This is a genomic window from Lacimicrobium sp. SS2-24, from assembly GCF_002201535.1.
Classification (GTDB): domain Bacteria; phylum Pseudomonadota; class Gammaproteobacteria; order Enterobacterales; family Alteromonadaceae; genus Lacimicrobium.
Genome location: NZ_NIWW01000004.1, coordinates 99,737 through 122,363, shown reverse-complemented (window position 1 = coordinate 122,363; position 22,627 = coordinate 99,737). Strand labels below are relative to the sequence as shown.

Sequence of the window (22,627 nt, the reverse complement as noted above, 5' to 3'; positions counted from 1 at the left end):
CGTTAACGGGTTCACCACAGGCCGCTAGTTGGGGCAACCTGGTGAACCCTTATCAAACACCACCAACCATTGGCCATCAGGCTCTTTTTGCCATATCGAATTAAACGTGGCGACACACTCACCCTGAGGATTAAATACCGGGCCACTGCTATGGGCCAGGTGCCCACTGGCCAGTACCTCGACGTGTAGGGGCTGCCAGGAAAAGGGAGCCGCATCGTCCTGGTAATACCTTTGCCAGCCTTTTGAAACTGCCTGTTTACCTCTGAGCGGGTCAGTGTCAGTGAAAAAGATGGCATCCTCATGAAGAAAAGACTGAAATGCGACAAAATCCCGAGCGGCCATAGTGTCAGCAAAGGCTTGCTCGCGCTGATACACCTGCTCCTGTAGTTGAAGCAGTTCAGATTCAGGTGTGTCGTCATCGGCTATCACACCGAAGCTCATGTTAAATAGAAAACCGATTAGAAACAGACGGACCATTGTCAGGTGCTCCATAGCCGAAAGATTACAGGTATAACGTAAAAATCCGGTAAGCGAGAGAGGGGGTGGGACTAAAGGTCAGAACAACGTGATAACAGACACTACCGCGAAGAGCAGCGGGTGCGATTTGATACTGGCGTCCCCACCAGGAATCGAACCTGGATCTAAGCCTTAGGAGGGCCTTGTTTTATCCATTAAACTACGGGGACCAATTGCGGTTATGTTGCAGGGGCGTCACGGCCCTGACGGCGGGCATTATTACCTAAGGCCCCGGTAATTTAAAGTCCGATGTCGGTGAGTGGATAAATAATCATCGGCTGCACGTATGACACTCAGCGTCTGGATACAAAGTCGTTGGGCTGAATATTGGCAAGAGGTACACCGTTTACTGACTCCACTACCGACGAGCGCAGTGACAATCTGGTGACCTGTACTTCCACCGGATGCACCTGATACTGATAGTGGCTGTTCCCCATAGGATCGTAAAACTGATTCAGCTTAAAAACCTTAAGCCTGTCGCCAAGACTCACACCATGGGCTTTACCGATATCGATAGACAATTGCTGATGGCTGCTTTGTAACACTCTGCCATGGGCTGGCAGGCAGGCAATCTCTTCATCAATGCGCTGTGCCAGGTCATCCAGTTGTTGACGGATAGCACTCCCATAGCTGGATTGCCAGAAGGTATTACTGGCGGTATCGACGGTGTTATGGGGATCGAAGGGCCAGTCTGACTGAGTATGAAAAGGCTGTGAAATCAGTACCTCGCCGGTCATACCGTTGATCAGGTGGACGTCCAGAGTAAAATTACGATTGATCTCGCTGTCTTTCCAGAAGGCCAGCATGGACGGATCGCTCTGCTGATTGCTGATATCGGTAATCTCTGCCAATAACACAAACTGTCCTCCGGCCTTGCGGGCCAAGGCAGTTGCCTGACGACTTAAATCGTTACCGGGCGTGACATAGAAGTTTTCCACTGAGTGAATATTGGCATGTTGGCTGGTGGCAGAAAAAGAGCGATGCAACTGGCGAGGCAAATCTTTGCCGATATTGTAGAGTTGTCCCAGCGTCGCTTGTTGTTTATTGCGGATTGGAAACCAGGTGGTCACCACACTTTTCTGATAGTCCGATGCCCGGCACTGGCTTTCTTGCGGAAAAATGTCCGCGCGGATGGCAACGGTGACGATATCACCCTGATAGTTTTCGTGAATGAGCTCCACTTTATTGACTTCACCCCCGGCACGCACCTCCAGACGATCATCCTGTAATAGCCCGTCGACGAGCTGCTGTACGCTATTGACACGGGCACCGGCAAACATCAGTGCTTGCTTGAGTGCCTCCTGCGTCGCCATTTTTCTGGCATGACGTTTATCACCATTGTGAACAACGGCTTGTCCGCTGGCTTCAAACCAAATAGCCTGAGCCTGAAAACTGCACAGGGTGCATAGGGATAGGGCAACGGCTAATAAAGAAAACAATGTATTCACGGGAACCACCTCATACTTATCCTTCACCCTCCCTGCACAAAATATACCGTTTTGGCAGCATTTTTTTGACGATAGTCCGAGAAGTACCAACGATGTTTCCCAAAAGGGTACGTAACTTGCTTGTATTATCGTTCATAAACCTGACAACAATGTGTCTGCGCTTCAGCGGGAAGTAGATTCCGATGAGTCAGACCCAACACATACTTGAGGTGCCCGATGAAACCCTTTTCTGTCCTGGCGATGTTGATGCTGCTTCTCAGTGGTTGTTCAGTGCTCTATGACAAACATGTGGAATGGGAATATGTGGAGCCTGACAGCTATCCCATTCTCACTGCGGTGGGCTATGCACCAATCAACGAGCAATCCGGAGAGTCCCCCTCATTGCGCATGCTTCAGGCGGTCAAAGCCTCTAAACTGGACGCTTATCGTGAGCTTGCCGAGCAGGTATATGGCCACAGAGTCAATGCCCAGCAGTCATTACAGAATATGTTGCTGGAGGATGAAAATTTAGCCTCTTCTGTGCAGGGGGTCATTCGAGGCGCTAAGGTGGTAAGAACCTATGCTGTGGGTGAGAACACCTACGCCACCGAGCTCGAACTGGATATGAAAAAGGTGTACGACATTTATCTGTCAGTCGCTAAACCCCGGCGCATTAAAGATGTGAAATATTACTGACAAACCGTCAGGCATCAGTTTGCAGTGATCAGATAAAAAGACAAATGAGCTTAAACATGACTTTTCTGGCGGGGAAGGGGATGTTTTTTTGGAAACTGGAAACTGGAAACTGGAAACTGGAAACTGGAAACTGGAAACTGAAAATTAGGCTTTGACGCCGCCGCCCATAGGGCCGGATTTCTTTTTACCGGCTTTGTCATAGGTCAGGCTTTCTTTGGCGCGCACGTCCATAATCAGGTTGCGCAGGTGCTCGAGTCTTAACTGACCTTGTTCAACGGCTGTCGCATTGATTTGCGTGCGATATTGGCAATCTTCAACCAGCTTCTGTATTGCGGCTTTAGCCTCGTCGAAGTCGGTATCCTTAACGCTGTCGTTGCTGTAGAGGCTGGCGATTTTCTGATCTTGCTGCTGAATCTCATCCAGCAACGCTTCTTTTTGGTTAACCAGATTAATGAGCGCCTCGGCATCTCTGGAGCTGATAAGTTGTAACTCGCTGTCCAATAGCAGCTGTAACTTTCCCAGCAGCTCCTGTTGATGCTTCATCGCCTCGTTAATCTGACTCATAAAATCAGGACTTCACCCCGAACAGTTCTGCTTCAAGTCGGGCAATTTTGCTTGCCAGGACTTCAGGGTTAACCCGATATTCACCGGATTGAATGGCTTTTTTCAGGCGGTCCACTTTTTCCTGATTGACAGGAGCATCGTTGCTCTTCTTCTGCATTTGCGCCAATTGCTGAGCAGATTGGGTCAGCGATACAGAATCCTGCCTGGGTGCCGTCGCAGCTTGACTGCGGGCACTATCAGTTTGTGTAGACGCCTGATTTTGCGTCTGCTGATTCAGCTTCTGGCTGTCTACCTGTGTTTTATTCAGGTTGCCATTGTTGCTGTTAATGTTGTTAACTGACATGCTTAATTCCCACTACCTATTTTACCTCTGCTTTGTTATCGGCAGGTAATTTCTGTTCTTTAGCACTCTTTGGTGAATTCTAGCAAAATTTTTACCAACACTCACTCTTTGCCATATTGCAGTAAAGCGCAAGCACTATTTAACGCATTACGGTGCACCGCTTTAAGGCTGACACGATTATACCTGTATGCCTCTATATCGGCATCCATGGCGCGGTCCTTAAATACTGACTGCCACTTCCGATGCACTGATCACGGTGGCATCAATCTGTCGGCGGCTTGAGGTGTTTTCAATACGAATGGTATCGCCAATATTGCCGTCCTGCTCAGCGATGCCACTGGCTTTGATTTCCAATCCGTTGACGTTAGCCGAAATCACCACATTGTCTCCTTTGCAGACATAGCAGAGTAAAGAGGGTTCAATTGGCTGTCCTGCCCGAAGCCGCCTTTTACTGCGCGCGCCGCTGAGACTCTCTATGCTGGAATAGGTGCTGCTGCGCAGTTGATTGACGTCGAGTCGGATCACCTCTAGTTGATCCTGATTCAATAGCTCTCCCGGCGAGACAGCCTGCTTTGCCACGACCACGTCCTGCTTTTGCTGAACGTTGACCATCACATACAAAAACCAGTTGGAGCCGGGACAGTATACCCGCACGGTCACATTGCTCTGCGTCAGACTATTGTCACTGGCCGAAGCCTGAAATGGTTGTCGGCATTCTGGCACCTGGATACGTGGATCCACTTTGGCAGCCGACACTTCAGTATGAACGGTACTGCTATTGTCCGTGGAAACCTGGGATGTAACAAACTCGGTAGCCGCGCTGCGAATCGCTTCATGCACAGACTCGGGGGTGGCGATTGCACTGTTGAAAACCGCTATCAAAGAGAAAAATGTCAGTGTTCTCAGAATGCTAGGAAAATTTTTCATATTCACTTTGTACCAGTTTGGCTATGCTTAAGGACAAAATCTTGTAACATGGCAGCAGCTTCCTATTTTGACTCATTCAGAATTAATGTTTGCGCCAGGGGTTGCGATAACGATTACAACGCATAGGCTTTACGTGTGCCGACATCAGTGCATCGTGCTGCTACCGGTTCAGTCTGACTTGTATCGACTGTCAAATTACTGTCGATACAGGCTAATATAATTCAGTAGTGGCAAGTTCTGTGCCTACACTGAAACAGCTTTGGGGTGATATATGGCTGGGATCCTTGATTCAGTTAATCAACGTACACAGTTAGTCGGGCAGAACCGACTCGAATTACTGTTATTCAAGTTGCAGGGTAATCAGCGCTTTGGCATTAACGTGTTTAAAGTGCGCGAAGTGTTGCAGTGTCCACCACTCACCTCCATGCCTAAACTGAATCCCTTTGTTCGCGGTGTTGCTCATATTCGTGGCCAGACTATTTCTGTGATTGATTTAAGCATGGCGACCGGTGGCAAAATGATTGATGATGTGACCAAGCGCTTTATCATCATTGCTGAATACAACCGTTCTGTGCAGGGATTTCTGGTGGGTTCAGTGGAGCGCATTATCAATATCAACTGGGACTCGATTCTGCCTCCGCCTAAGGGAACGGGCAGAGCCAGCTATCTCACTGCCGTCACAGAAATCGACAATGAGTTGGTTGAGATTCTGGATGTAGAGAAGATTCTGAATGAAATTACCCCACTGGGAACTGACGTCAGTGCGTCGGTGACAGAAGGGCTGGATATCTCTGCCATTAAGGACAAAATCATCTATATCGCCGATGACTCCTCAGTGGCCAGAAAGCAGGTGATTAAGGCGCTCACCAGTTTAGGGCTGAAAATCGAAGCGGCAAAAAATGGCGCTGAGGCGCTGAAAGGATTGCTGGCATTGGCCGAAGAAACCGGCGATGTGACCGACAAAGTTGGGGTGCTGGTGTCGGATATCGAGATGCCGGAAATGGACGGCTATACCCTGACCGCCGAGATAAAAAATAACCCTAAGCTGAATAAACTTCATGTTATCCTGCACACCTCCTTAAGCGGTGTGTTCAATCAGGCGATGGTGAAAAAGGTGGGAGCCGATGACTTTATTGCTAAGTTCCACCCAGATGAACTCGCCAACTCAGTGAAAAAATGGTTAGGTCTTGAAGTTTAACAAGAGTGCAGTCCGTGTCTGACAGAGAAATCGCTAGCCAGGATTATCAGCTATTCCGTAATTACCTGGAAAAACAATGCGGTATTGTGCTGGGTGATAACAAGCAGTATCTGGTGCGCAGTCGTTTATCACCGTTGTTGCGAAAATTTCAGATAGACAGCCTGGCGCAGTTAATTGCCAAGGTAGTCAATAGCCACGATCGCACCTTACGCGAGGCTGTCATCGACGCGATGACCACCAATGAGACTCTGTGGTTTCGGGATACCTATCCCTTTGAATTGCTCAAGTCACAGTTGTTCGCCAAGTTTAAGGGTAAGTCTTCGCCGCTCAAAATCTGGTCGGCGGCTTGTTCTTCCGGGCAGGAGCCCTATTCCATTGCAATGACGGCGCTGGAGTACCAGCAACGTAATCCGGGGGCGTTTCCCGGTGGTGTGCAGATAGTGGGCACGGATATCTCTGTAGACATGTTGAACCGGTGTAAGGCTGCGGAATACGATAACCTGTCGTTATCACGTGGCTTGTCAGAGGATCGCAAGCGGCAATTCTTTGAACCTACCGCCAATGGCACCCTTAAATTAAAATCTCAGGTCACCAGCATGGTGTCCTTCAAGCCCATCAATTTGCTCGACTCTTATGCGTCGATGGGTCGCTTTGACCTGGTTTTTTGCCGAAACGTGCTGATCTATTTCTCACCGGCGAGTAAGGCAAAGATACTGCAACAGATTGCCGCCAGCCTGCAAAATGAAGGAGTGTTATTCCTTGGGGCGTCTGAGTCCATGTCAGGCTTATCGGATGCATTCAGTATGGTGCGCTGCAGCCCCGGGCTGTATTACGTTAAAAAATAACGCTTTTTCTAAAATTCCGCTTTTCACCTCTTAAATAAATCAGATTCTGGCATAGCCTTTGCTTTGTTTTCTGCGAAGTTGTTTTTTGCAGGAGTACAGCATGGCAATCAGTCTGGATAAATTGGTGGGCTTTCATCACAAGGCGCTGACGATTCGCGATCAGCGTATGGAAACCATTGCCGGAAATCTGGCCAATGCCAATACTCCGGGTTACAAGGCGCGCGACGTTGACTTTAAAGCTGCCATGCAAACGGCACAGCTTGAGCAGAAGTCAAGCCTCAGTCGCACTCACGAAAAGCACTTTGATGTGCAGATACGTAACACCCAGGATTTGCTCTATCGGGTACCGATGCAGCCCGATACGGGTGACGGCAACACTGTCGAAGTGCAAAAAGAAAGAAACGAATTTCTGGATACCGGCATGCGTTATCAGGCTGGTCTCGAATTCCTCAAGGGTAAATTTAAGGGCATGAAAAACGCCCTGAAAGGAGGGCAAGCCTAATGAGCCTGTTTAATATAATGAATATCGCTACCACCGGTATTGCGGCAGAGGGTGTTCGTCTGAATACCACAGCCAGCAATATCGCCAATGCAAACAGTGTTAGCAGCAGTTATGAAGACACGTACCGTGCGCGTAAGCCGGTATTCGCTGCGGCCATGGAGCAGGCCATGAATAACCAGAATGCGACGCCGGGGGTGAAGGTGGAGGGGATTGTAGAGAGCGACAAGCCGTTGCTGGTTGAACACAACCCCAGCCATCCCATGGCCGATGAAAACGGCTACATCTACAAGCCTAATGTCAATGTGGTAGAAGAGATGGCGGATATGCTTTCTGCCTCCAAGGCCTATGAGACCAATATCCAGGTAGCGGATACCACTAAGCGGATTTTCCGTCGTGTGCTGATGCTTGGCCAGGGTCAATAACAGGAGCCAATGATGGAAAGCGTGAGCAATAACAAAGATATTCGCGATTTGTACTGGCAGGAAGAATCCGGCGTTCCCAAGCCTGAAGATGGCAAGCTGACGCAGGAGGATTTTTTCTCCTTGCTGACTGAACAACTGGCGATGCAGGACCCGACCAAGCCGGTGGACAACGATCAGATGATTGCGCAGATGACCAACTTCACCATGGCGGACAGTCTGAACAATCTGAACACCAATTTCGAAAGTTTTGCCGCCAATATGAACTCCAGCCAGGCATTGCAGGCATCCAGCCTGATTGGTCAGGACGTTCTGGTGATGGGCAATAAGGCTGCGCTGGGGGCTGAAGGTGCCGTGTCCGGCGTCATCATAAACGAGCAGTCTGTTCAGGATATGAAGATCACCGTGGAAGATCAGTTTGGTCAGACAGTGCGCACCATGAACATTGGTACCAATCAGGCCGGCAACATCGAATTTGGCTGGGATGGTACAGACAGTAACGGCAATTTATTGCCCCCCGGCAACTACACCATTAAAGCCAGTGGCAGAGTCGGAGACGAAACCCGCGATCTGCCAACGGCCATTAACCGCCATGTCAACAGTGTCAGTCTGGCATCAAGCAGCCAGGGTGTGATTCTGAATCTGGCCGGTGATGAAAGTGTCAAGATTGGCGATGTACTGCAAATTGGTAAAAGTTAATTAAAGTGCCGCTGGCACAACTGGTTTTCTACAGGAAACCGTATAGGAGAGAGTGACCATGTCTTTTAATATTGCTTTAAGTGGCGTTAATGCCTCACAAAAAGACCTCGATACAACAGCAAACAATATTGCTAACGTGAATACGGTAGGCTTTAAAGAGTCCCGCGCCGAGTTTGTGGATGTGTATGCCGCCTCCTTGCTAGCAGGCGGCAAGACCAAAGTGGGCGACGGTGTACTGACCTCTGAAGTGGCTCAGCAGTTTACTCAGGGTAGCCTGCAGTTCACCAATAACGCGTTGGATCTGGCGATTACCGGCAATGGTTTTTTTGCCACGGTACCCGAACCCTCAGCCCGGGACTTTTCCTTCACCCGCGCAGGCATGTTTAAGCTAAATTCCGAAAACTTTATGGTCAACTCAAATGGCGATCACCTGTTGGGCTTTCCGGTTAACCCTGATGGCTCATCGGCGTCGGTGGCTTTAAGTACCACACAGCCAGTAAGGGTGCCTGACTCTTCTGGTACGCCACAGGCTACCAGCGAAGTGGACCTTAAAATGAACCTGCCCGCTAATGATGGTGCGCTGGATCCGGCAGATTTTGATCCCACCGATCCGCTTACCTATAACGCTGCTACTTCAGTGACCATTTATGATTCACTGGGCGACAGCCATGTGCAGACCTTCTATTTTATTAAAGACTCCACCGCGGGCGTGGCGGCGAATGAGTGGGTGATGGTCACCTCCATTGATGACCAGCTGGTCAATATCAATGATAGCGCCGGAGCGCCGCTTGCCCCGGGTGCTGCGGCCAACACAGCCGGTACCAATACCGGTAACGCTGTATCAGGCTCCAGATTAACCTTTTCCTCCGGCGGTGACTTTATTGCCATAGAATCAGCAGATGGTGCGGCTCAGGCAGACAGCAAGCTGATTACCGATGCGTTGGGTGCGGGTATTTTGTCTAATGGTTCAGATCCGGCTCAGGATATCACCATCGACTTTAATCTTAATGCCGCGACCGCAACACCCGATGAGCCTACGCAGTTTGCTTCAGGCTTTGAAGTGACTGCGCTGGAGCAGGATGGATTGCCGGTGGGGCGTCTTACCGGGGTCGATATCGGCCCGGATGGGCTGGTACGTGCGACCTATTCAAATGGTACCTCTGAGCCTTTGAGTCGTGTTGCACTGGTGCGCTTTGCCAATGAGCAGGGCCTGACCCAGATGGGCAGCACACAATGGCAGGAGAGTATTCTTTCCGGTGAAGCCCTGGCCGGTGAAGCCACCACGGGTACCTTTGGTGAGATAAATTCCTCTGCGTTGGAGCAGGCCAACGTCAACCTGACCACAGAGCTGATTGATATGATTATCGCGCAGCGTAACTTCCAGGCCAACTCCAGAGCCCTTGAAGTGAATAACCAGCTGAATCAGACAGTATTGAACATCAGATAGTGAAAAGTTAGGAGAGAAGAGCGAGGGGTGAGGTTGGGAAACCATCTCACCCCTTTTTTAATAAAAGAAAGATACCAGAAACGGATTTTACCTCAGAGAAAAAGAGTTATCAGTCCTTAGCTATCAGTGGGCAGCAAAAGCACGGCATCAGAGCAATTGCAGTCTGGCTTCTTTGCTGCTGATGACTGATAGCTGAAAACTGGGGGCTAATTAAAACTCATCATTCATCATTCGCAATTCCCCCAATCTGGCACTTAACTTGCAGAGTTATGGATAAGGTTTAACAGTCAAGAAAGTGTCATGGACAAAATGCTTTATATCGCTGCCAGTGGTGCTAAGCAGGATCTGCTTGCAACGGGCGTACGGGCAAACAATCTGGCCAATGCGCAGACCACCGGTTTCAAGGCTCAGCTGGAACAAGCCCGGGCGATGCCGGCATTTGGCGAAGGCTTGCCGACCCGGGTGTTTGCGATGACCGAAAGTCCCAGTCACAAATATGAAAGTGGCGCCATGATAAAAACCGGCAGGGAACTGGATGTGGCCATTCAGGGGCGCGGCTGGTTGAGTGTTCAGGATGCTCAGGGCAATGAAGCCTATACCCGCGCAGGTAACTTACAGGTCGGAGCCGATGGCTTGCTCGAAGATGGTCACGGTAACTTGGTTATTGGTGATGGCGGTCCCATTGCTTTGCCGTTGCCCCTGTCGAAGATAGATATTGCCGCCGATGGCACCTTATCCATTCGCCCTCAGGGTGCTCCGGTTGAAGTCCTGGCAGAAGTCGGGCAGCTCAAGCTGGTTAACCCTGAACTGAGTCAGATGGAAAAAGGCAGTGACGGCTTATTTCGTCTGAAAGACGGCACACCGGCCGCGCAGGACATTAATGTCCGCTTAAGTAACGGCATGCTTGAGGGCAGTAACGTCAATCCCATCGAAGAGATGGTCAGCATGATTGAATTGCAGCGTCACTATGAGTTGCAGGTCAAGATGATGAAAAAAGCAGATGAACTGGATATGCGCGGCAATATGTTGTTGCGGATTATCTGATTAAAGTGTGAAACGAACCGTGGAGACAAATTATGCACCCGGCATTATGGATCAGTAAAACCGGCCTGGATGCGGCCCAAACCGATGTTTCGGTGGTTTCCAATAATCTGGCCAATGCCAGTACCGTTGGCTTTAAGAAAAGCCGTGCGATTTTTGAAGACTTGCTCTATCAGAATATCAACCAGCCTGGCGGGCGTTCCTCGGCAGACACCGAGCTTCCCTCGGGCTTGATGTTGGGCGCAGGTTCAAAAGTGGTGGCAACCCAGAAAGCCTTTACACAGGGGAACTTGCTGACAACGGATAATGCGTTGGATATCTCTATTCAGGGCAGGGGATTTTTCGAAATTCTTCAACCTGACGGTACTCTGGCGTATACCCGTAATGGACAGTTTACCCTTAACGAAGACGGTGAAATTGTAACGCCCGGTGCCGGATTCCAGTTACAGCCCGTGATCGCGGTGCCTGAAGATGCTCAGCAAATTACCATTTCTCAGGATGGCGAAGTTTCCGCCACCATACGTGGACAGGCGGAGCCTGTGGTACTGGGACAGCTAAATCTGACGGATTTTATCAACCCCACCGGGTTGCAGCCCATCGGCCAGAACCTCTATGTAGAAACTGCAGTCAGCGGTGCACCCTTGCAGGGAGTGCCAGGCCTTGAAGGGCTGGGATCGTTGAATCAGGGCTCACTGGAAACCTCGAACGTTAACGTAACTGAAGAACTGGTAAACCTGATTGAAAGTCAGCGACTCTATGAGATGAACTCGAAGGTGATTTCATCGGTAGATCAGATGTTAGGCCAGGTTATCCAGCAACTCTAATGGGTAAAATGATGAAACTGCTTACGCTTTTTTTCTGTTCTTTGATGATGCTCGGGTGTGCCAGCTCCGTGCCCCGTGGACCGGCGCCCGGTGATCCCTTTTTTGCACCGGTGATGCCCGATGCACCGGAGGAGAAGCTCGAAGAGGATGGCTCCATTTATAAGCAGAATTTCGCCAACAGCCTGTACTCTGATGTCAAAGCACGTCGTGTGGGCGACATTATTACGGTGGTGCTCAGGGAAAACACCAATGCCAGCAAATCTGCCGGCACCAATACCAGTAAAGAGTCTGAGATCGATGTACTACCGATTACCGGACTCGGTGGCAACAACATTAATATTGGCAATGAGTCGATTCAGCTTGGGCTGGACAGCTCCAATGAGTTTTCCGGCAGTGCCACCGCCAACCAGAGTAACAGTCTGAACGGCAACATATCGGTGACCGTTACCCAGGTCTTACCCAATCAGAATCTGGCAGTGCGGGGAGAAAAATGGCTGACCCTGAACAATGGTGACGAATACATTCGCCTGACCGGCATTGTGCGGGCAGCGGATATCAGTCCGGAGAATCAGGTGGATTCTTCCAAAATTGCCAACGCCCGAATTCAGTACAGCGGTACGGGGAGTTTTGCACGGTCTCAGGAAAAAGGATGGCTGACCCGTTTCTTTTCATCGCAGTGGTGGCCTTTCTAGGAGTTAACTATGCGCAGTCTAATCGTGTTACTCAGTATACTGATGGTTTTTGCTCCGGTCGTTGAGGCGGCTCAGCGCATTAAAGATCTGGCTTCGATACAAGGTGTGCGCAGTAATCAGTTGGTAGGCTATGGTCTGGTGGTCGGTTTGCCGGGCACCGGAGAACAGAGTCCGTTTACAGAACAAAGCTTTCGTACCATGTTGTCTAATTTTGGCATCATGATGCCCAGTAACCTGAAGCCGAAGATCAAGAATGTGGCGGCCGTGGCAGTGCATGCCGAGTTACCGCCGTTTGTGAAACCCGGCCAGACTATTGATGTGACCGTATCGTCCATTGGTGAAGCCGACAGCCTGCGCGGCGGTACCCTGTTGCAAACCTTTCTGAAAGGTCTGGACGGTAACGTTTATGCTGTGGCTCAGGGCAGTCTGGTGGTCAGTGGATTCGGTGCTGAAGGCGCCGATGGCTCCAGAATTGTCTCCAACACGCCAACGGTGGGAACCATTGTCAACGGTGGAATGGTAGAAAGAGCCGTGCCCAGTGGGCTGATGCAAAATGACTATCTGACCCTGAACCTGAACTATCCTGATTTTTCTACCGCCCAGGCGCTTGCGGATGCCATTAATGAGAAGCTGGGCGCCGATCCCAGCAAAGGTCAGGCGGTTGCCACACCCATCGATGCGGCGTCTGTCAGGGTCTCTGCACCAAGGGATGTGGGACAGCGCGTGGGCTTTCTGGCAACACTGGAAAACTTCGAATTCGAACCGGCTCAAGCCTCTGCCAGAGTTATCGTAAACAGTCGTACCGGCACCATAGTGATCGGTGAAAATGTCAGATTGCGGCCCGCCGCGGTCACCCATGGTGGTCTGACGGTGACCATTTCAGAGAACTTCCAGGTCGATCAACCCAATGCGCTGGCAGAGGGTGACACGGCGGTGACCCCGCGTTCAATCGTCGATGTGAACATGGAAGACAGCCGGATGTTTAAATTTGAGCCAGGCGTGACCCTCGATCAGTTAGTGCGGGCTGTGAACGAAGTCGGGGCTGCGCCAGGTGATTTGATGGCCATCCTGGAGGCACTGCGCAAAGCCGGTGCCTTACAGGGACAGCTTATCGTTATTTGAGCCCGGGACAGAATTATGGAACAGCGTTATTCCCTCGAACAACTGCAACAATCCAGAAATGTGCATGACATCAAAGGTCTGGACACTCTGCGAAAAGCGGCAGTGAGTGGCGATAAAAATGCGCTGGAAGAAGCCGCTAAACAATTTGAGGGCATCTTCGTACGTATGATGCTCAAGTCCATGCGTGACGCTCAGGATGTGCTTGCCGATGAAGACAGCCCCTTTAATTCGGAGCAGGTGAAATTCTACCGGGATATGCATGATCAGCAGATGGCCACCGATATCAGTGGTTCAGGAGCACTGGGACTGGCGGATCTCATTGTCAAGCAACTGGGGCAGAACGTAGAAGGCTATACACCGGCAAGCTTGTTGCGCAATGACGGTAATTTGTCATCCATTAATCGCCAGCGAATACAAAGTACCGCCGATGCGCAGACACAGGTTCTTGGGCCAGATACGCAACTGGGGCAGAAGTTACCGGCTTTTGACAACGCCGGAGAGTTTGTCGAAAGCTTGTTGCCGCATGCGCAGGCCATTGGTGCTCAGATTGGCCTCGATGGCCGGGCACTGCTGGCACAGGCTGCACTGGAAACTGGCTGGGGGCAGAAAATGATTCACCTGCCATCAGGGCAAAACAGTCATAACCTGTTTGGTATTAAAGCCAGTAAGGGCTGGCAGGGGGATAAAGCTCTGATCAATACCCTGGAATACCGCGATGGGTTGGCGAAGTCGGAAAAAGCGCCTTTTCGCAGCTATTCCTCCTTTGCGGATTCGATGCAGGATTATGTGGACTTTGTGCGTGACAACCCCCGGTATGCCGAGGCCATGAAGCAAACCGACGACCCCAAAGGGTATTTCAACACACTGCAACAGGCAGGTTATGCCACAGACCCAGCATATGCGGATAAGATTCTTAAGTTGATGGATAGCGAGCTGTTTCAGCGTGGTGCTGGCTTATCCGCTCACAACCAGGGAGAGACAATTGTGGCGACTCAGGCCATTCTGAGACAGGCAGGGACTGGCGATGAATAATTGTCAGATGCACTGTCATCAACCAGAGCAGGATTGATATATGACGATTCGTACATCCGATCTTTTCTCCATTGCCAACAGTGGTCTTCGCACCAGCAATACGCTGCTGCAAACCACAGGTCACAATATTTCCAATGTGAATACGGAAGGTTTTGTTCGTGAGCGCACCAATTTTGTCTCGCAACTTACCGGGGGAGTTGGTCAGGGAACAACCGAGCGTGTCATTAATCAATTCGCACAAAACCAGTTGCGCCGTGATACCACCCGGCTGGGTGAGGCCGAGGCTTTCTATCAGCGTATTGCACAGCTGGATAATATTCTGGCCAGCGAAGCGAACAGTATCTCCGGTAGCCTGAGCCGCTACTTTTCCGCCTTGCAAACCGCGATTGATGAGCCGGGTAATGTGGCGGCCAGAGGGCTGGTTCTGGGTCAGGCCGGGTCGACCCTGGAGCGCATGGGCAGTTTGTCCAATTATATGAATCAGACTGAGCAGGAACTGAACGAGGAACTCGGTAATATTACCACCGAGGCCAACGATCTGATTGAGAACATCTCTGAACTGAATCGTAAGATCCGCGAGATACAAGCCGGTAATAAATTTGAAGAACCGGGCGTGCTGAAAAACGAGCGGGATATGGCGATTCAGAAACTGGCCGAAATCGTTTCTATCGAAACCCGGCAAAAAGACGATGGCAGTACCCTGGTTAATCTGACATCAGGTCAATCACTGGTCTTGGATGCCGGGGTGTTCAATGTCTTTCAGATTAGCGGTGATCCGGATATCACCCGTAAAACGCTGCAGTTACAAAGCTCCGACAAACCGGCCACGATCAATGTGGCGGAAACCGATCTGGGCGGAAAACTGGGTGGCCTGTTCTCCTTTCGTGACGAGGTGCTGGCGCCAGCACAACGAGAACTGGGGCAACTGGCGCTCGGATTTGCTGATGCCATGAACGAGCAAAATCGCCTGGGCATGGATTATGACGGACAGCTCGGTGTGGATATTTTTAACCTGCCCAGTGTGCAGGCCCTGAATTATGCAGGTAATTCTTCAAATACCCTGGCCGTCAACGGCAGGGTTGAGGCCGGTCAGGCGGAAAACCTGAGCACCTCCGATTATAAAATTACCATTGATGCGGTTAATGCGGGCCCACCGGATACGGTGAATATCACCGTTGAGCTGCTAAATCCCGATGGCACCCCGTCATTGGATACCAATGGCAATGCCATCACCCAGACCTTTACCGGACTGGAGGCAGCCGGTGGCACCTGGGAGCCGATTATGGATGGGCTGGAACTGGAGTTTCCCGATGGCGCCACTTATGCAGTTGATGACGAATTCCTGTTGCAACCTACTCGCTATACCGCGGCAGAGGTGAACCTGGATATCGTTCGCGGTGAGGATCTGGCCTTTGCCTCTCCGATAAAAGCGCAAGGCGATATCGGTAATTTAGGCGGGGCTCAGGTGGTTGCCACGTCAGTGAGTAATACCACCGTCGATAACACCTTTGCAGATTCCGGGGCCTCGGCCTTTGACGGCACTGGGGGCATCCATGGACCGGGCGCCGCGCCGGGCGGTGGTGTTGGGGCACCGGCGGAGATTGTATTTACTGCTGCCGATTCGTATCAGATCCTCGATAGTGCCGGTACCGTGATCACCACGGTGAGCAACGCCCCTGATCTGAAAAATCTGCTGGCACAGGGTGAGGCCATCGGTGCAGGCCCGGCTTGGCCAGCGGCGTTCTCTGCTCTGGATGATTATCCTGGTTTCGACCTTAGTTTAGAAGGGGTGCCCAAGGCTGGTGATAGTTTCAGCATAGGTTTTAACACCAATGGCGTAGACGATAACCGCAATGGTCTTGAACTGGCTGGCTTGCAGGATGTCAATACCATCAGACGGAATGTGAGTACCGGTTTCAGTGACCAGAATGGCACCACCTTTCATGGAGCCTATGCCGAAACCGTCAGTAGTGTTGGTGAAAAAGCGGCGACGGCCGATATAGAGCTCAAAGCCGCACAGGCCATGGAGCAACAATCCAGTGATTGGTTCCAGTCTGTGTCCGGGGTCAGTCTGGACGAAGAGGCCTCCAACCTGATTCGTTTTCAGCAGGCTTATGCGGCCTCGGCAAGGGTGCTGAGCACAGCACAGTCATTGTTTGATACTATACTCAGTGCAGCACGGTAAAAGGTAAGCGTATGCGCATTTCTACCAATCAGCTTTTTGATCGCAGTATTCAGAGTATCCTCAATAATCAGGGGAACCTCTCTGATCTGCAGCAACAACTGGCGTCAGGTAAAAAATTATTGCGGCCATCGGATGATCCTGTGGGGGCATCCAAGGTGATTCGTCTTACCGAAGAACTGGAGCAAATTAAGCAGTTTCAGCGTAATAATGACGTGCTCACCAGTGCGCTGGAAGAGCAGGAAGCGGTCATGCGCAACATCAACAGCTCTGTGCAGCGGGCCCGCCAATTGGCGGTACAGTCGGGCAACGGCGTGATGTCGGCGGAAGATAAAGCGGCTCTGGCCGTGGAAATCGGGGCCATCCGGGATGAGGTGTTTGATTTGATGAACTCCCGTGATGCCTCTGGTGACTATATCTTTGCCGGTTATCAGTCAAAATCGCCCGCGTTTGTGTTTGATCCGGCCGCCACTGGCAATAAATATCAGTTTCAGGGCGACGAAGGGACCAACGAGTTGCAGGTGTCTCCGGCAGTCAGACTTCAGGCTGCCGATTCGGGTAAAACCGTTTTTGAGGATGTGTTTGCCCGCTTTAAGTCCAGTGTAACCGGTGGCAGTGCGGCAGATGTGGATCTGAAAGTGACACTGCAAAAAGATTTTGATGCCTTTCATATTCAAAACTATGATGCGGTGACACCGGCAAACAACCAGTTTCAGTTGCAAATCAATGGCGCCGGCAATCAGGTGACGGTGACGAACACCGGTACCGGTGCCAACCTCGGCTCATTTAATTTCAGTGCCGGCGAGCCTTTTACCTTCAATGGCTTGCAGTTCACTATTGACGGAGGACCGGGTGATACGGTTCAGTTTCAGCTAGATCCACCACAAAAGAAAAACCTGGCTCAGACACTGGATGATTTTTTTGTGGCGCTCAATGATCCGAACATCTCGCAACAAAATTTTCAGGAGAACCTGAGCGATGCGCTGATCGGCATCGATAATGGTCTGGAGAAACTCGGCGCGGCCACGGCCGGTGTCGGTGGTCGGCTGAATGTGGCGGAATCGATCTATGAGTCCAACCTGGATCTGGAGATCGCACATAAGTCCACCCGCTCAGATATTGAAGATGTGGATTATGCGCAGGCGGTTTCTGATCTCAGTCGTCAGGAGACGGCATTGCAGGCGGCTCAATCGACCTTTTCCCGGGTGACCGGTTTATCCCTCTTCGACTTCATTTAGTAGTCGCTCCACGTCACCGTGGTGGTACAGGTAAATGCAGCTTTTTTGCTGTTGGTGACTGGAATAGTAACTGACATACAAGGCGTTATGTTTAATGACCATGCCCGGGTAGCTGTTATCCCCCGCTGAGGGCAGCAGGGTGATCAGTTTTATCCTGGCTGACCGTAGGTTCAGGCGTAACAATGCGGTTCTCGGCCCTTGTTCTGTCCATACTCTGCCACTGACCAGGGCGCGCTCCTGATCCAACCCAAGCATTGTCGGGCCCCCCAGATAAACCCCTAAATCCTGCCACTGCCAGCGCCGATAAGGTGGCTTTGCCATGCCTAATTGGGCCGTGCAGCTATCAGCATCTCTGCGCAGCAGCACATACACCGTGTTGTCCTGCGTAAAGAGCATATCGCTTTCATTCGGGTAGCCCTTAGCCTGGCGGGATAAGCTGAATAAATCGTCTACGATGCACTCAAAAGTGCGCAGCGGATGCCCCGAATAGAGTGCGGTACGCTGAGCCTGTCTGTTATAGGCCACCCCAAAAGCTTGTCCCTGGTGCCATCTCAGTCGCCACAGCCACCAGTATTTGTGACCGATTTCTTTGGCGGATGACCAGCTAAACCCATCGCCGGAGAACCAGGTCAGCGGCTGGGAATAAGCACCGGACTCACCTCGATATCTGGCATAAGCCAGTAGTATTAGTTTGTTGTTGCCATCGACGCTTAATTTGGGATCTCTGAGATCGGCGCCGGCAATGCGCAGATGGTTTTTATCGATGATCTGACCTTGCCAGTTGAGCTTCAGAATACAAATCCGGCCATCGCCACTGATATGGTCTGTGGCTTCGCGAAAACAACAGTACAGGTGTTGGTTAAATTCACATAGATCCGTAAAGGCGCTGTGAGAAGCCCGTGCCGAAATGCATTTTTGCCACTGTGTCACCATCTTTTTTTCTATTCCAATTTTTATCTTTAAACCATTGAATCTCAAATGCTTAGAGATTGCAAAACGGCAAACTTTTGCCGCATTTTTGCCACAGGCGGCAATTTTTCCTAAAGGGATTTTCAGCACCGTCGATAAACTTAATCGAGAGAGCCAGTAACACTAACTTTTTTGACAAAGTTATTGTTCCTTAAGTGTTTTTAAACCTTCGGTGAAAGCCGGATGCCAGCAGACCGCTGGACTGAGAGTGTAGGAGAGACTTATGTCTTTATATGTAAATACCAACGTTTCGTCACTTAATGCGCAGCGCCAGTTGATGAACTCTTCGAGTTCACTGTCTACGTCGTTCGAAAGACTGTCTTCCGGTTTCCGCATTAATCGTGCTGCCGATGATGCTGCAGGCTTGCAGATCACCGACCGTATGACATCCCAAATCCAAGGCCTGAATATGGCCGTTCGTAATGCCAATGATGCCATTTCACTGTCACAGACTGCCGAAGGTGCAATGCAGGAGATCACAACCTCATTGCAGCGTATTCGTCAGCTGGCTGTTCAGTCACAAAACGGTATCAATACCTCAGCTGACCGTGCGGCACTGCAAAAAGAAGTAACAGCTCTTACAGCAGAGATCAGCCGTATTGGTGCAACCTCACAGTTTGCAGGTGTTGACCTGCTGACCGGAGGCTACTCTGCTGCATTCCTGGTGGGTGCCAATGGTGGTCAGACGATTTCGGTTAACCTGTCTCGTACTGGTGGCTATGGTGCCTCCGGTTTGGGAGTTGGAACCGTTGATGTCTCGACGATTACAGGTGCTTCTGCGGCACTGACAGCCGTTGATGCAGCGATATCCGCTATTGGTGGAGCCAGGGCTGATCTGGGTGCGCTTCAGAACCGTTTCCAGTCTACCATTCGGAACCTGGCTAATATCGTTGAAAACGTTTCAGGCGCCCGTTCGCAGATTCGTGATACTGACTTTGCGACTGAGACAGCAGAGCTGACCCGTAACCAGATTATCCAGCAGGCCAGCACCACAGTGTTGAGTCAGGCTAATCAGCGTCCTCAGGCCGCACTGCAGTTGTTAGGATAATTAATACCCGTCTGGGAACTGACGCCAGGAGGTGGTAGAGGTTTGAGAAACCAGACGCAAAGAGTTTCGCTCACTCTCTCCTAACGAAGAGCGATTGACCGGGGGACTTCCCCCGGTCATTTTTACCCACATCCGTCGACATCATTGGTCCTGAGTAAGATACTGAATCTTCTCGGGTTTTTCTGTTGCCTAAAATTTCTCTAAAGCTTTTGAGCAAATGGTTCGATAACTGTTACAAAGGCAATGAGAAATAAAAAAATCAATAAACTCATGCCCCGCAGAGTCCGCTAATAACAACAATATGGACCTGCTAACGCCAAGCAAATATATAAAAATAACAAGTCTGGCGTCTTTTTGTCTAAGTTAGGAGAAAATCATGAGTTTGTACGTCAATACAAATGTGTCTTCGTTAAACGCGACACGCCAATTATTTACCTCGAACAATCAGCTCAGTACGTCTTTTGAGCGTCTGTCCTCTGGCTTCAGAATTAATGGCGCCAAGGATGATGCCGCCGGACTACAAATATCAGACCGTATGACGGCTCAGATACAAGGCCTCAATATGGCTGTACGTAACGCCAACGACGGCATTTCGCTGGCGCAGACCGCAGAAGGTGCCATGCAGGAGATTACCAACGCCTTGCAACGGATCCGCGTACTGGCGGTGCAGTCGCAAAACGGTATTAACAGCTCCGCTGACCGTCTTGCCTTGCAGAAAGAAGTGTCTGCCCTGAAACAGGAGATGAGTCGTATTGCGTCCACTTCTCAATTCGGTGGCGTCAACATTCTGGATGGCAGGTACTCAGCGGTGTTTCTGGTCGGCGCCAATGCCGGACAGACCATTAGTGTGAATATCTCGCGGCCCGGTGGCTTTGGTTCCTCCGGTTTATTTAACGGCGTGGATGTGTCTGTGGCGACCGCGCAGGATGCGTCAGCAGCAATGGGGCTGGTGGATACCGCCATATCCATTATTGGTGGTGCCCGAGCAGATTTGGGTGCAATCCAGAACCGCTTTCAGTCCACTATTCGTAACCTCAGCAATATCTCTGAGAACGTGGCGGCGGCAAGATCGCGTATCAAAGATACAGACTTTGCCGTAGAAACGGCAGAACTGACCCGCTGGCAGATTATTCAGCAGGCCAGTGTGACGGTGCTGGGGCAGGCGAACCAGAGACCACAGGCGGCGCTATCACTGCTGCAGGGGTAAGATCATGGACATCAGTGATATTGCAATGCGGGGGCAAGCTGCAATAACTGAAGACAGATAGGCTTTTTGGACTGAAATAGCTAAAAAGCAAAGAAAAAGGCCGGTATGCAAATTGTGGGGCAAGCTGCAACCGACCTGAAGACAGAGAAACTTTACCGATTACTAACGAGACAAAAGATGCTTTGAGCTTACAGCCAAGGACGAGGCCTTTTTGTAAGCGGCCGACTGACAGGAATGACGCCAGGAGGTAGTAGAGGTTTGAGGTTTGGCCACCAAACCCGTCAGTGCGACCAGAGCTTGCGCTCACTTTTTTGCAACTCTCTTTACAGGCTAGGTAACCAGTAAAGCGCCCATCAGAATTCTGACAGGCAAACAAGATGTAGCACTTAGCGTGCCAACATTTAATCTAATGTTACCCAATGACGCGATAACGCCATAAAAATAATAATGTTATCGCAGGGTTAGGAGAGAGTTATGAGCCTTTATGTTAATACCAATGTGTCATCGTTGAATGCCACAAGACAATTATTTACCTCTAACAATAACCTCAGTACTGCCTTCGAGCGCCTGTCTTCGGGCTTTAGAATTAACGGTGCTAAAGACGATGCGGCTGGCTTGCAGATTTCTGATCGGATGACATCGCAGATTCAGGGCCTGAATATGGCTGTGCGAAATGCCAATGATGGCATTTCTCTGGCGCAAACGGCAGAAGGTGCGATGCAGGAGATCACCACCGCATTGCAGCGGATCCGGGTGCTAGCAGTACAGTCACAAAACGGCATTAACAGTTCTGCTGACCGCCTGGCGCTGCAAAAAGAAGTGTCGGCGCTGAAACAGGAAATGAGCCGTATCGCGTCGACCTCTCAGTTTGGTGGCGTGAATATTCTTGATGGGACGTATTCGGCTGTATTCCTGGTGGGGGCCAATGCAGGACAGACCATTAGTGTGAATATTTCCCGGCAGGGGGGCTTTGGTTCATCCGGGTTGTTCAACGGTGTGGATCTGTCAGTTGCTACGGCCGCTAGTGCCTCGGCGGCCATGGATGCGGTGGACACCGCCATTTCTATTATCGGGGGAGCCCGGGCCGATTTAGGTGCCATACAGAACCGCTTTCAGTCAACCATTCGTAACCTCAGTAATATTTCTGAGAATGTGGCGGCGGCAAGATCACGTATTCGTGATACAGATTTTGCCGTTGAAACGGCAGAATTGACCCGATGGCAGATCATACAGCAGGCCAGTGTTACGGTATTGGGGCAGGCCAATCAGCGCCCCCAGGCTGCACTGCAGTTGCTAGGGTAAGTAAAAAAGATTAATGAAATCAAGAGGGTGGAAGTGAGAGGCCGCCAGTCATGCCCAAAGGCATGACACCAGGGATGTAGCAACGGCCGATTAACGGCCCAGCTACAGTCAGCCCGGTTGAGTAACCGGGCTGACAAGGGATAAAACGCCGACCAGCAGGACCGAGAGTGTAGAAGTGGTTGAGAGGCCAGTTTCATTCTCAAAACCTGCAAGCCGGACAGAAACCTTATTTGCTCGTTCTCCTAACGTGAGCAAGTTGGCCGGGTCATTTGACCTGGCCTTTTTTATACTCCCAATACAAAGCAAAGGTTGTGCCAACACCGAAAAATCTAGACCACTGTACTCAACAAACGGCGTGCCGACACTTAAGTTGCTTTCAGCGCTAGT

23 protein-coding genes and 1 tRNA gene are annotated in these 22,627 nt (G+C 50.7%); 17 read left to right on the top strand and 7 right to left on the bottom strand.

The window, feature by feature from the left end; translation table 11 throughout:
• Window positions 1–24: 24 nt before the first annotated feature.
• The 3 genes from CCY32_RS08915 to CCY32_RS08905 form a co-directional block, all read right to left on the bottom strand.
• Window positions 25–477 carry a nuclear transport factor 2 family protein gene (locus CCY32_RS08915; protein WP_210401712.1) on the bottom strand — a complete coding sequence of 151 codons (453 nt, stop codon included), beginning with the start codon at window positions 475–477 and terminating at the stop codon, window positions 25–27.
• A gap of 134 nt (window positions 478–611) precedes the next feature.
• A tRNA-Arg gene (locus CCY32_RS08910) sits at window positions 612–686 on the bottom strand.
• Window positions 687–809: 123 nt separating this feature from the next.
• On the bottom strand, window positions 810–1,964 hold the full coding sequence (locus CCY32_RS08905; protein WP_141096207.1) for a flagellar assembly protein T N-terminal domain-containing protein: 1,155 nt from the start codon (window positions 1,962–1,964) through the stop codon (window positions 810–812).
• A 216-nt stretch (window positions 1,965–2,180) separates the two neighbouring features.
• On the opposite strand from CCY32_RS08905, the gene CCY32_RS08900 reads away from it, so the two are divergent.
• Window positions 2,181–2,639 carry an LPP20 family lipoprotein gene (locus CCY32_RS08900; RefSeq protein ID WP_088330270.1) on the top strand — a complete coding sequence of 153 codons (459 nt, stop codon included), beginning with the start codon at window positions 2,181–2,183 and terminating at the stop codon, window positions 2,637–2,639.
• Between the two features lie 144 nt (window positions 2,640–2,783).
• Here CCY32_RS08900 and flgN read toward each other — a convergent pair whose 3' ends face one another.
• The 3 genes from flgN to flgA all read right to left on the bottom strand — a co-directional run bounded on the left by flgN (window position 2,784) and on the right by flgA (window position 4,473).
• Window positions 2,784–3,203 (bottom strand): flagellar export chaperone FlgN, encoded by a 420-nt coding sequence (flgN, locus tag CCY32_RS08895; protein ID WP_088330269.1) that lies wholly within the window; start codon window positions 3,201–3,203, stop codon window positions 2,784–2,786.
• Between the two features lie 4 nt (window positions 3,204–3,207).
• Window positions 3,208–3,546, bottom strand: a complete 339-nt coding sequence (gene flgM / locus CCY32_RS08890; RefSeq protein ID WP_088330268.1) for a flagellar biosynthesis anti-sigma factor FlgM — start codon at window positions 3,544–3,546, stop codon at window positions 3,208–3,210.
• Between the two features lie 219 nt (window positions 3,547–3,765).
• Window positions 3,766–4,473 (bottom strand): flagellar basal body P-ring formation chaperone FlgA, encoded by a 708-nt coding sequence (gene flgA, locus CCY32_RS08885; protein ID WP_088330267.1) that lies wholly within the window; start codon window positions 4,471–4,473, stop codon window positions 3,766–3,768.
• 271 nt (window positions 4,474–4,744) lie between these two features.
• Between flgA and CCY32_RS08880 the strand changes: the two genes are divergently transcribed.
• From CCY32_RS08880 to flgL, 13 genes are all read left to right on the top strand, one after another.
• Window positions 4,745–5,671 carry a chemotaxis protein CheV gene (locus CCY32_RS08880; RefSeq protein ID WP_088330266.1) on the top strand — a complete coding sequence of 309 codons (927 nt, stop codon included), beginning with the start codon at window positions 4,745–4,747 and terminating at the stop codon, window positions 5,669–5,671.
• A gap of 14 nt (window positions 5,672–5,685) precedes the next feature.
• Entirely contained in the window at window positions 5,686–6,516 is an 831-nt protein-coding gene (locus CCY32_RS08875) for a protein-glutamate O-methyltransferase CheR (RefSeq protein WP_088330428.1), read from the top strand.
• A 100-nt stretch (window positions 6,517–6,616) separates the two neighbouring features.
• Window positions 6,617–7,018 carry a flagellar basal body rod protein FlgB gene (gene flgB, locus CCY32_RS08870; RefSeq protein WP_088330265.1) on the top strand — a complete coding sequence of 134 codons (402 nt, stop codon included), beginning with the start codon at window positions 6,617–6,619 and terminating at the stop codon, window positions 7,016–7,018.
• Window positions 7,018–7,440, top strand: coding sequence for a flagellar basal body rod protein FlgC (flgC, locus tag CCY32_RS08865; RefSeq protein ID WP_088330264.1), 423 nt, complete (start codon window positions 7,018–7,020; stop codon window positions 7,438–7,440). Before flgB ends, flgC begins: the two co-directional genes overlap by 1 nt.
• 12 nt (window positions 7,441–7,452) lie before the next feature.
• Entirely contained in the window at window positions 7,453–8,136 is a 684-nt protein-coding gene (locus tag CCY32_RS08860; RefSeq protein ID WP_088330263.1) for a flagellar hook assembly protein FlgD, read from the top strand.
• 58 nt (window positions 8,137–8,194) lie between these two features.
• A complete protein-coding gene (gene flgE, locus CCY32_RS08855; RefSeq protein ID WP_088330262.1) occupies window positions 8,195–9,583 on the top strand; it encodes a flagellar hook protein FlgE in 1,389 nt (462 codons plus the stop codon).
• 300 nt (window positions 9,584–9,883) lie between these two features.
• Window positions 9,884–10,627, top strand: a complete 744-nt coding sequence (gene flgF, locus CCY32_RS08850; protein WP_088330261.1) for a flagellar basal-body rod protein FlgF — start codon at window positions 9,884–9,886, stop codon at window positions 10,625–10,627.
• A gap of 32 nt (window positions 10,628–10,659) precedes the next feature.
• Complete coding sequence (flgG, locus tag CCY32_RS08845) at window positions 10,660–11,448, top strand: flagellar basal-body rod protein FlgG (protein WP_088330260.1); 789 nt, start codon at window positions 10,660–10,662, stop codon at window positions 11,446–11,448.
• Window positions 11,449–11,459: 11 nt separating this feature from the next.
• On the top strand, window positions 11,460–12,140 hold the full coding sequence (gene flgH / locus CCY32_RS08840) for a flagellar basal body L-ring protein FlgH (RefSeq protein WP_088330427.1): 681 nt from the start codon (window positions 11,460–11,462) through the stop codon (window positions 12,138–12,140).
• A 9-nt stretch (window positions 12,141–12,149) separates the two neighbouring features.
• Window positions 12,150–13,262, top strand: coding sequence for a flagellar basal body P-ring protein FlgI (locus CCY32_RS08835; RefSeq protein WP_088330259.1), 1,113 nt, complete (start codon window positions 12,150–12,152; stop codon window positions 13,260–13,262).
• Window positions 13,263–13,277: 15 nt separating this feature from the next.
• The gene (flgJ, locus tag CCY32_RS08830) at window positions 13,278–14,294 is read left to right on the top strand and encodes a flagellar assembly peptidoglycan hydrolase FlgJ (protein ID WP_088330258.1); all 1,017 of its coding nucleotides are present in this window, start codon (window positions 13,278–13,280) and stop codon (window positions 14,292–14,294) included.
• A gap of 40 nt (window positions 14,295–14,334) precedes the next feature.
• Window positions 14,335–16,479 carry a flagellar hook-associated protein FlgK gene (gene flgK / locus CCY32_RS08825; RefSeq protein ID WP_088330257.1) on the top strand — a complete coding sequence of 715 codons (2,145 nt, stop codon included), beginning with the start codon at window positions 14,335–14,337 and terminating at the stop codon, window positions 16,477–16,479.
• An 11-nt stretch (window positions 16,480–16,490) separates the two neighbouring features.
• Entirely contained in the window at window positions 16,491–17,714 is a 1,224-nt protein-coding gene (gene flgL, locus CCY32_RS08820; protein ID WP_088330256.1) for a flagellar hook-associated protein FlgL, read from the top strand.
• Here flgL and CCY32_RS08815 read toward each other — a convergent pair.
• The gene (locus tag CCY32_RS08815) at window positions 17,691–18,647 is read right to left on the bottom strand and encodes a hypothetical protein (protein ID WP_088330426.1); all 957 of its coding nucleotides are present in this window, start codon (window positions 18,645–18,647) and stop codon (window positions 17,691–17,693) included. The genes flgL and CCY32_RS08815 overlap by 24 nt on opposite strands.
• Window positions 18,648–18,906: 259 nt before the next feature.
• Between CCY32_RS08815 and CCY32_RS08810 the strand changes: the two genes are divergently transcribed.
• The 3 genes from CCY32_RS08810 (at window position 18,907) to CCY32_RS08800 (ending at window position 22,240) form a co-directional block, all read left to right on the top strand.
• Window positions 18,907–19,731, top strand: a complete 825-nt coding sequence (locus CCY32_RS08810) for a flagellin (protein ID WP_088330255.1) — start codon at window positions 18,907–18,909, stop codon at window positions 19,729–19,731.
• 376 nt (window positions 19,732–20,107) lie between these two features.
• Window positions 20,108–20,938: a flagellin gene (locus CCY32_RS08805; RefSeq protein WP_088330254.1), complete on the top strand. Its 831-nt coding sequence runs from the start codon at window positions 20,108–20,110 to the stop codon at window positions 20,936–20,938.
• Between the two features lie 474 nt (window positions 20,939–21,412).
• Window positions 21,413–22,240, top strand: a complete 828-nt coding sequence (locus CCY32_RS08800; protein WP_088330253.1) for a flagellin — start codon at window positions 21,413–21,415, stop codon at window positions 22,238–22,240.
• The last annotated feature ends 387 nt before the right edge of the window (window positions 22,241–22,627 follow it).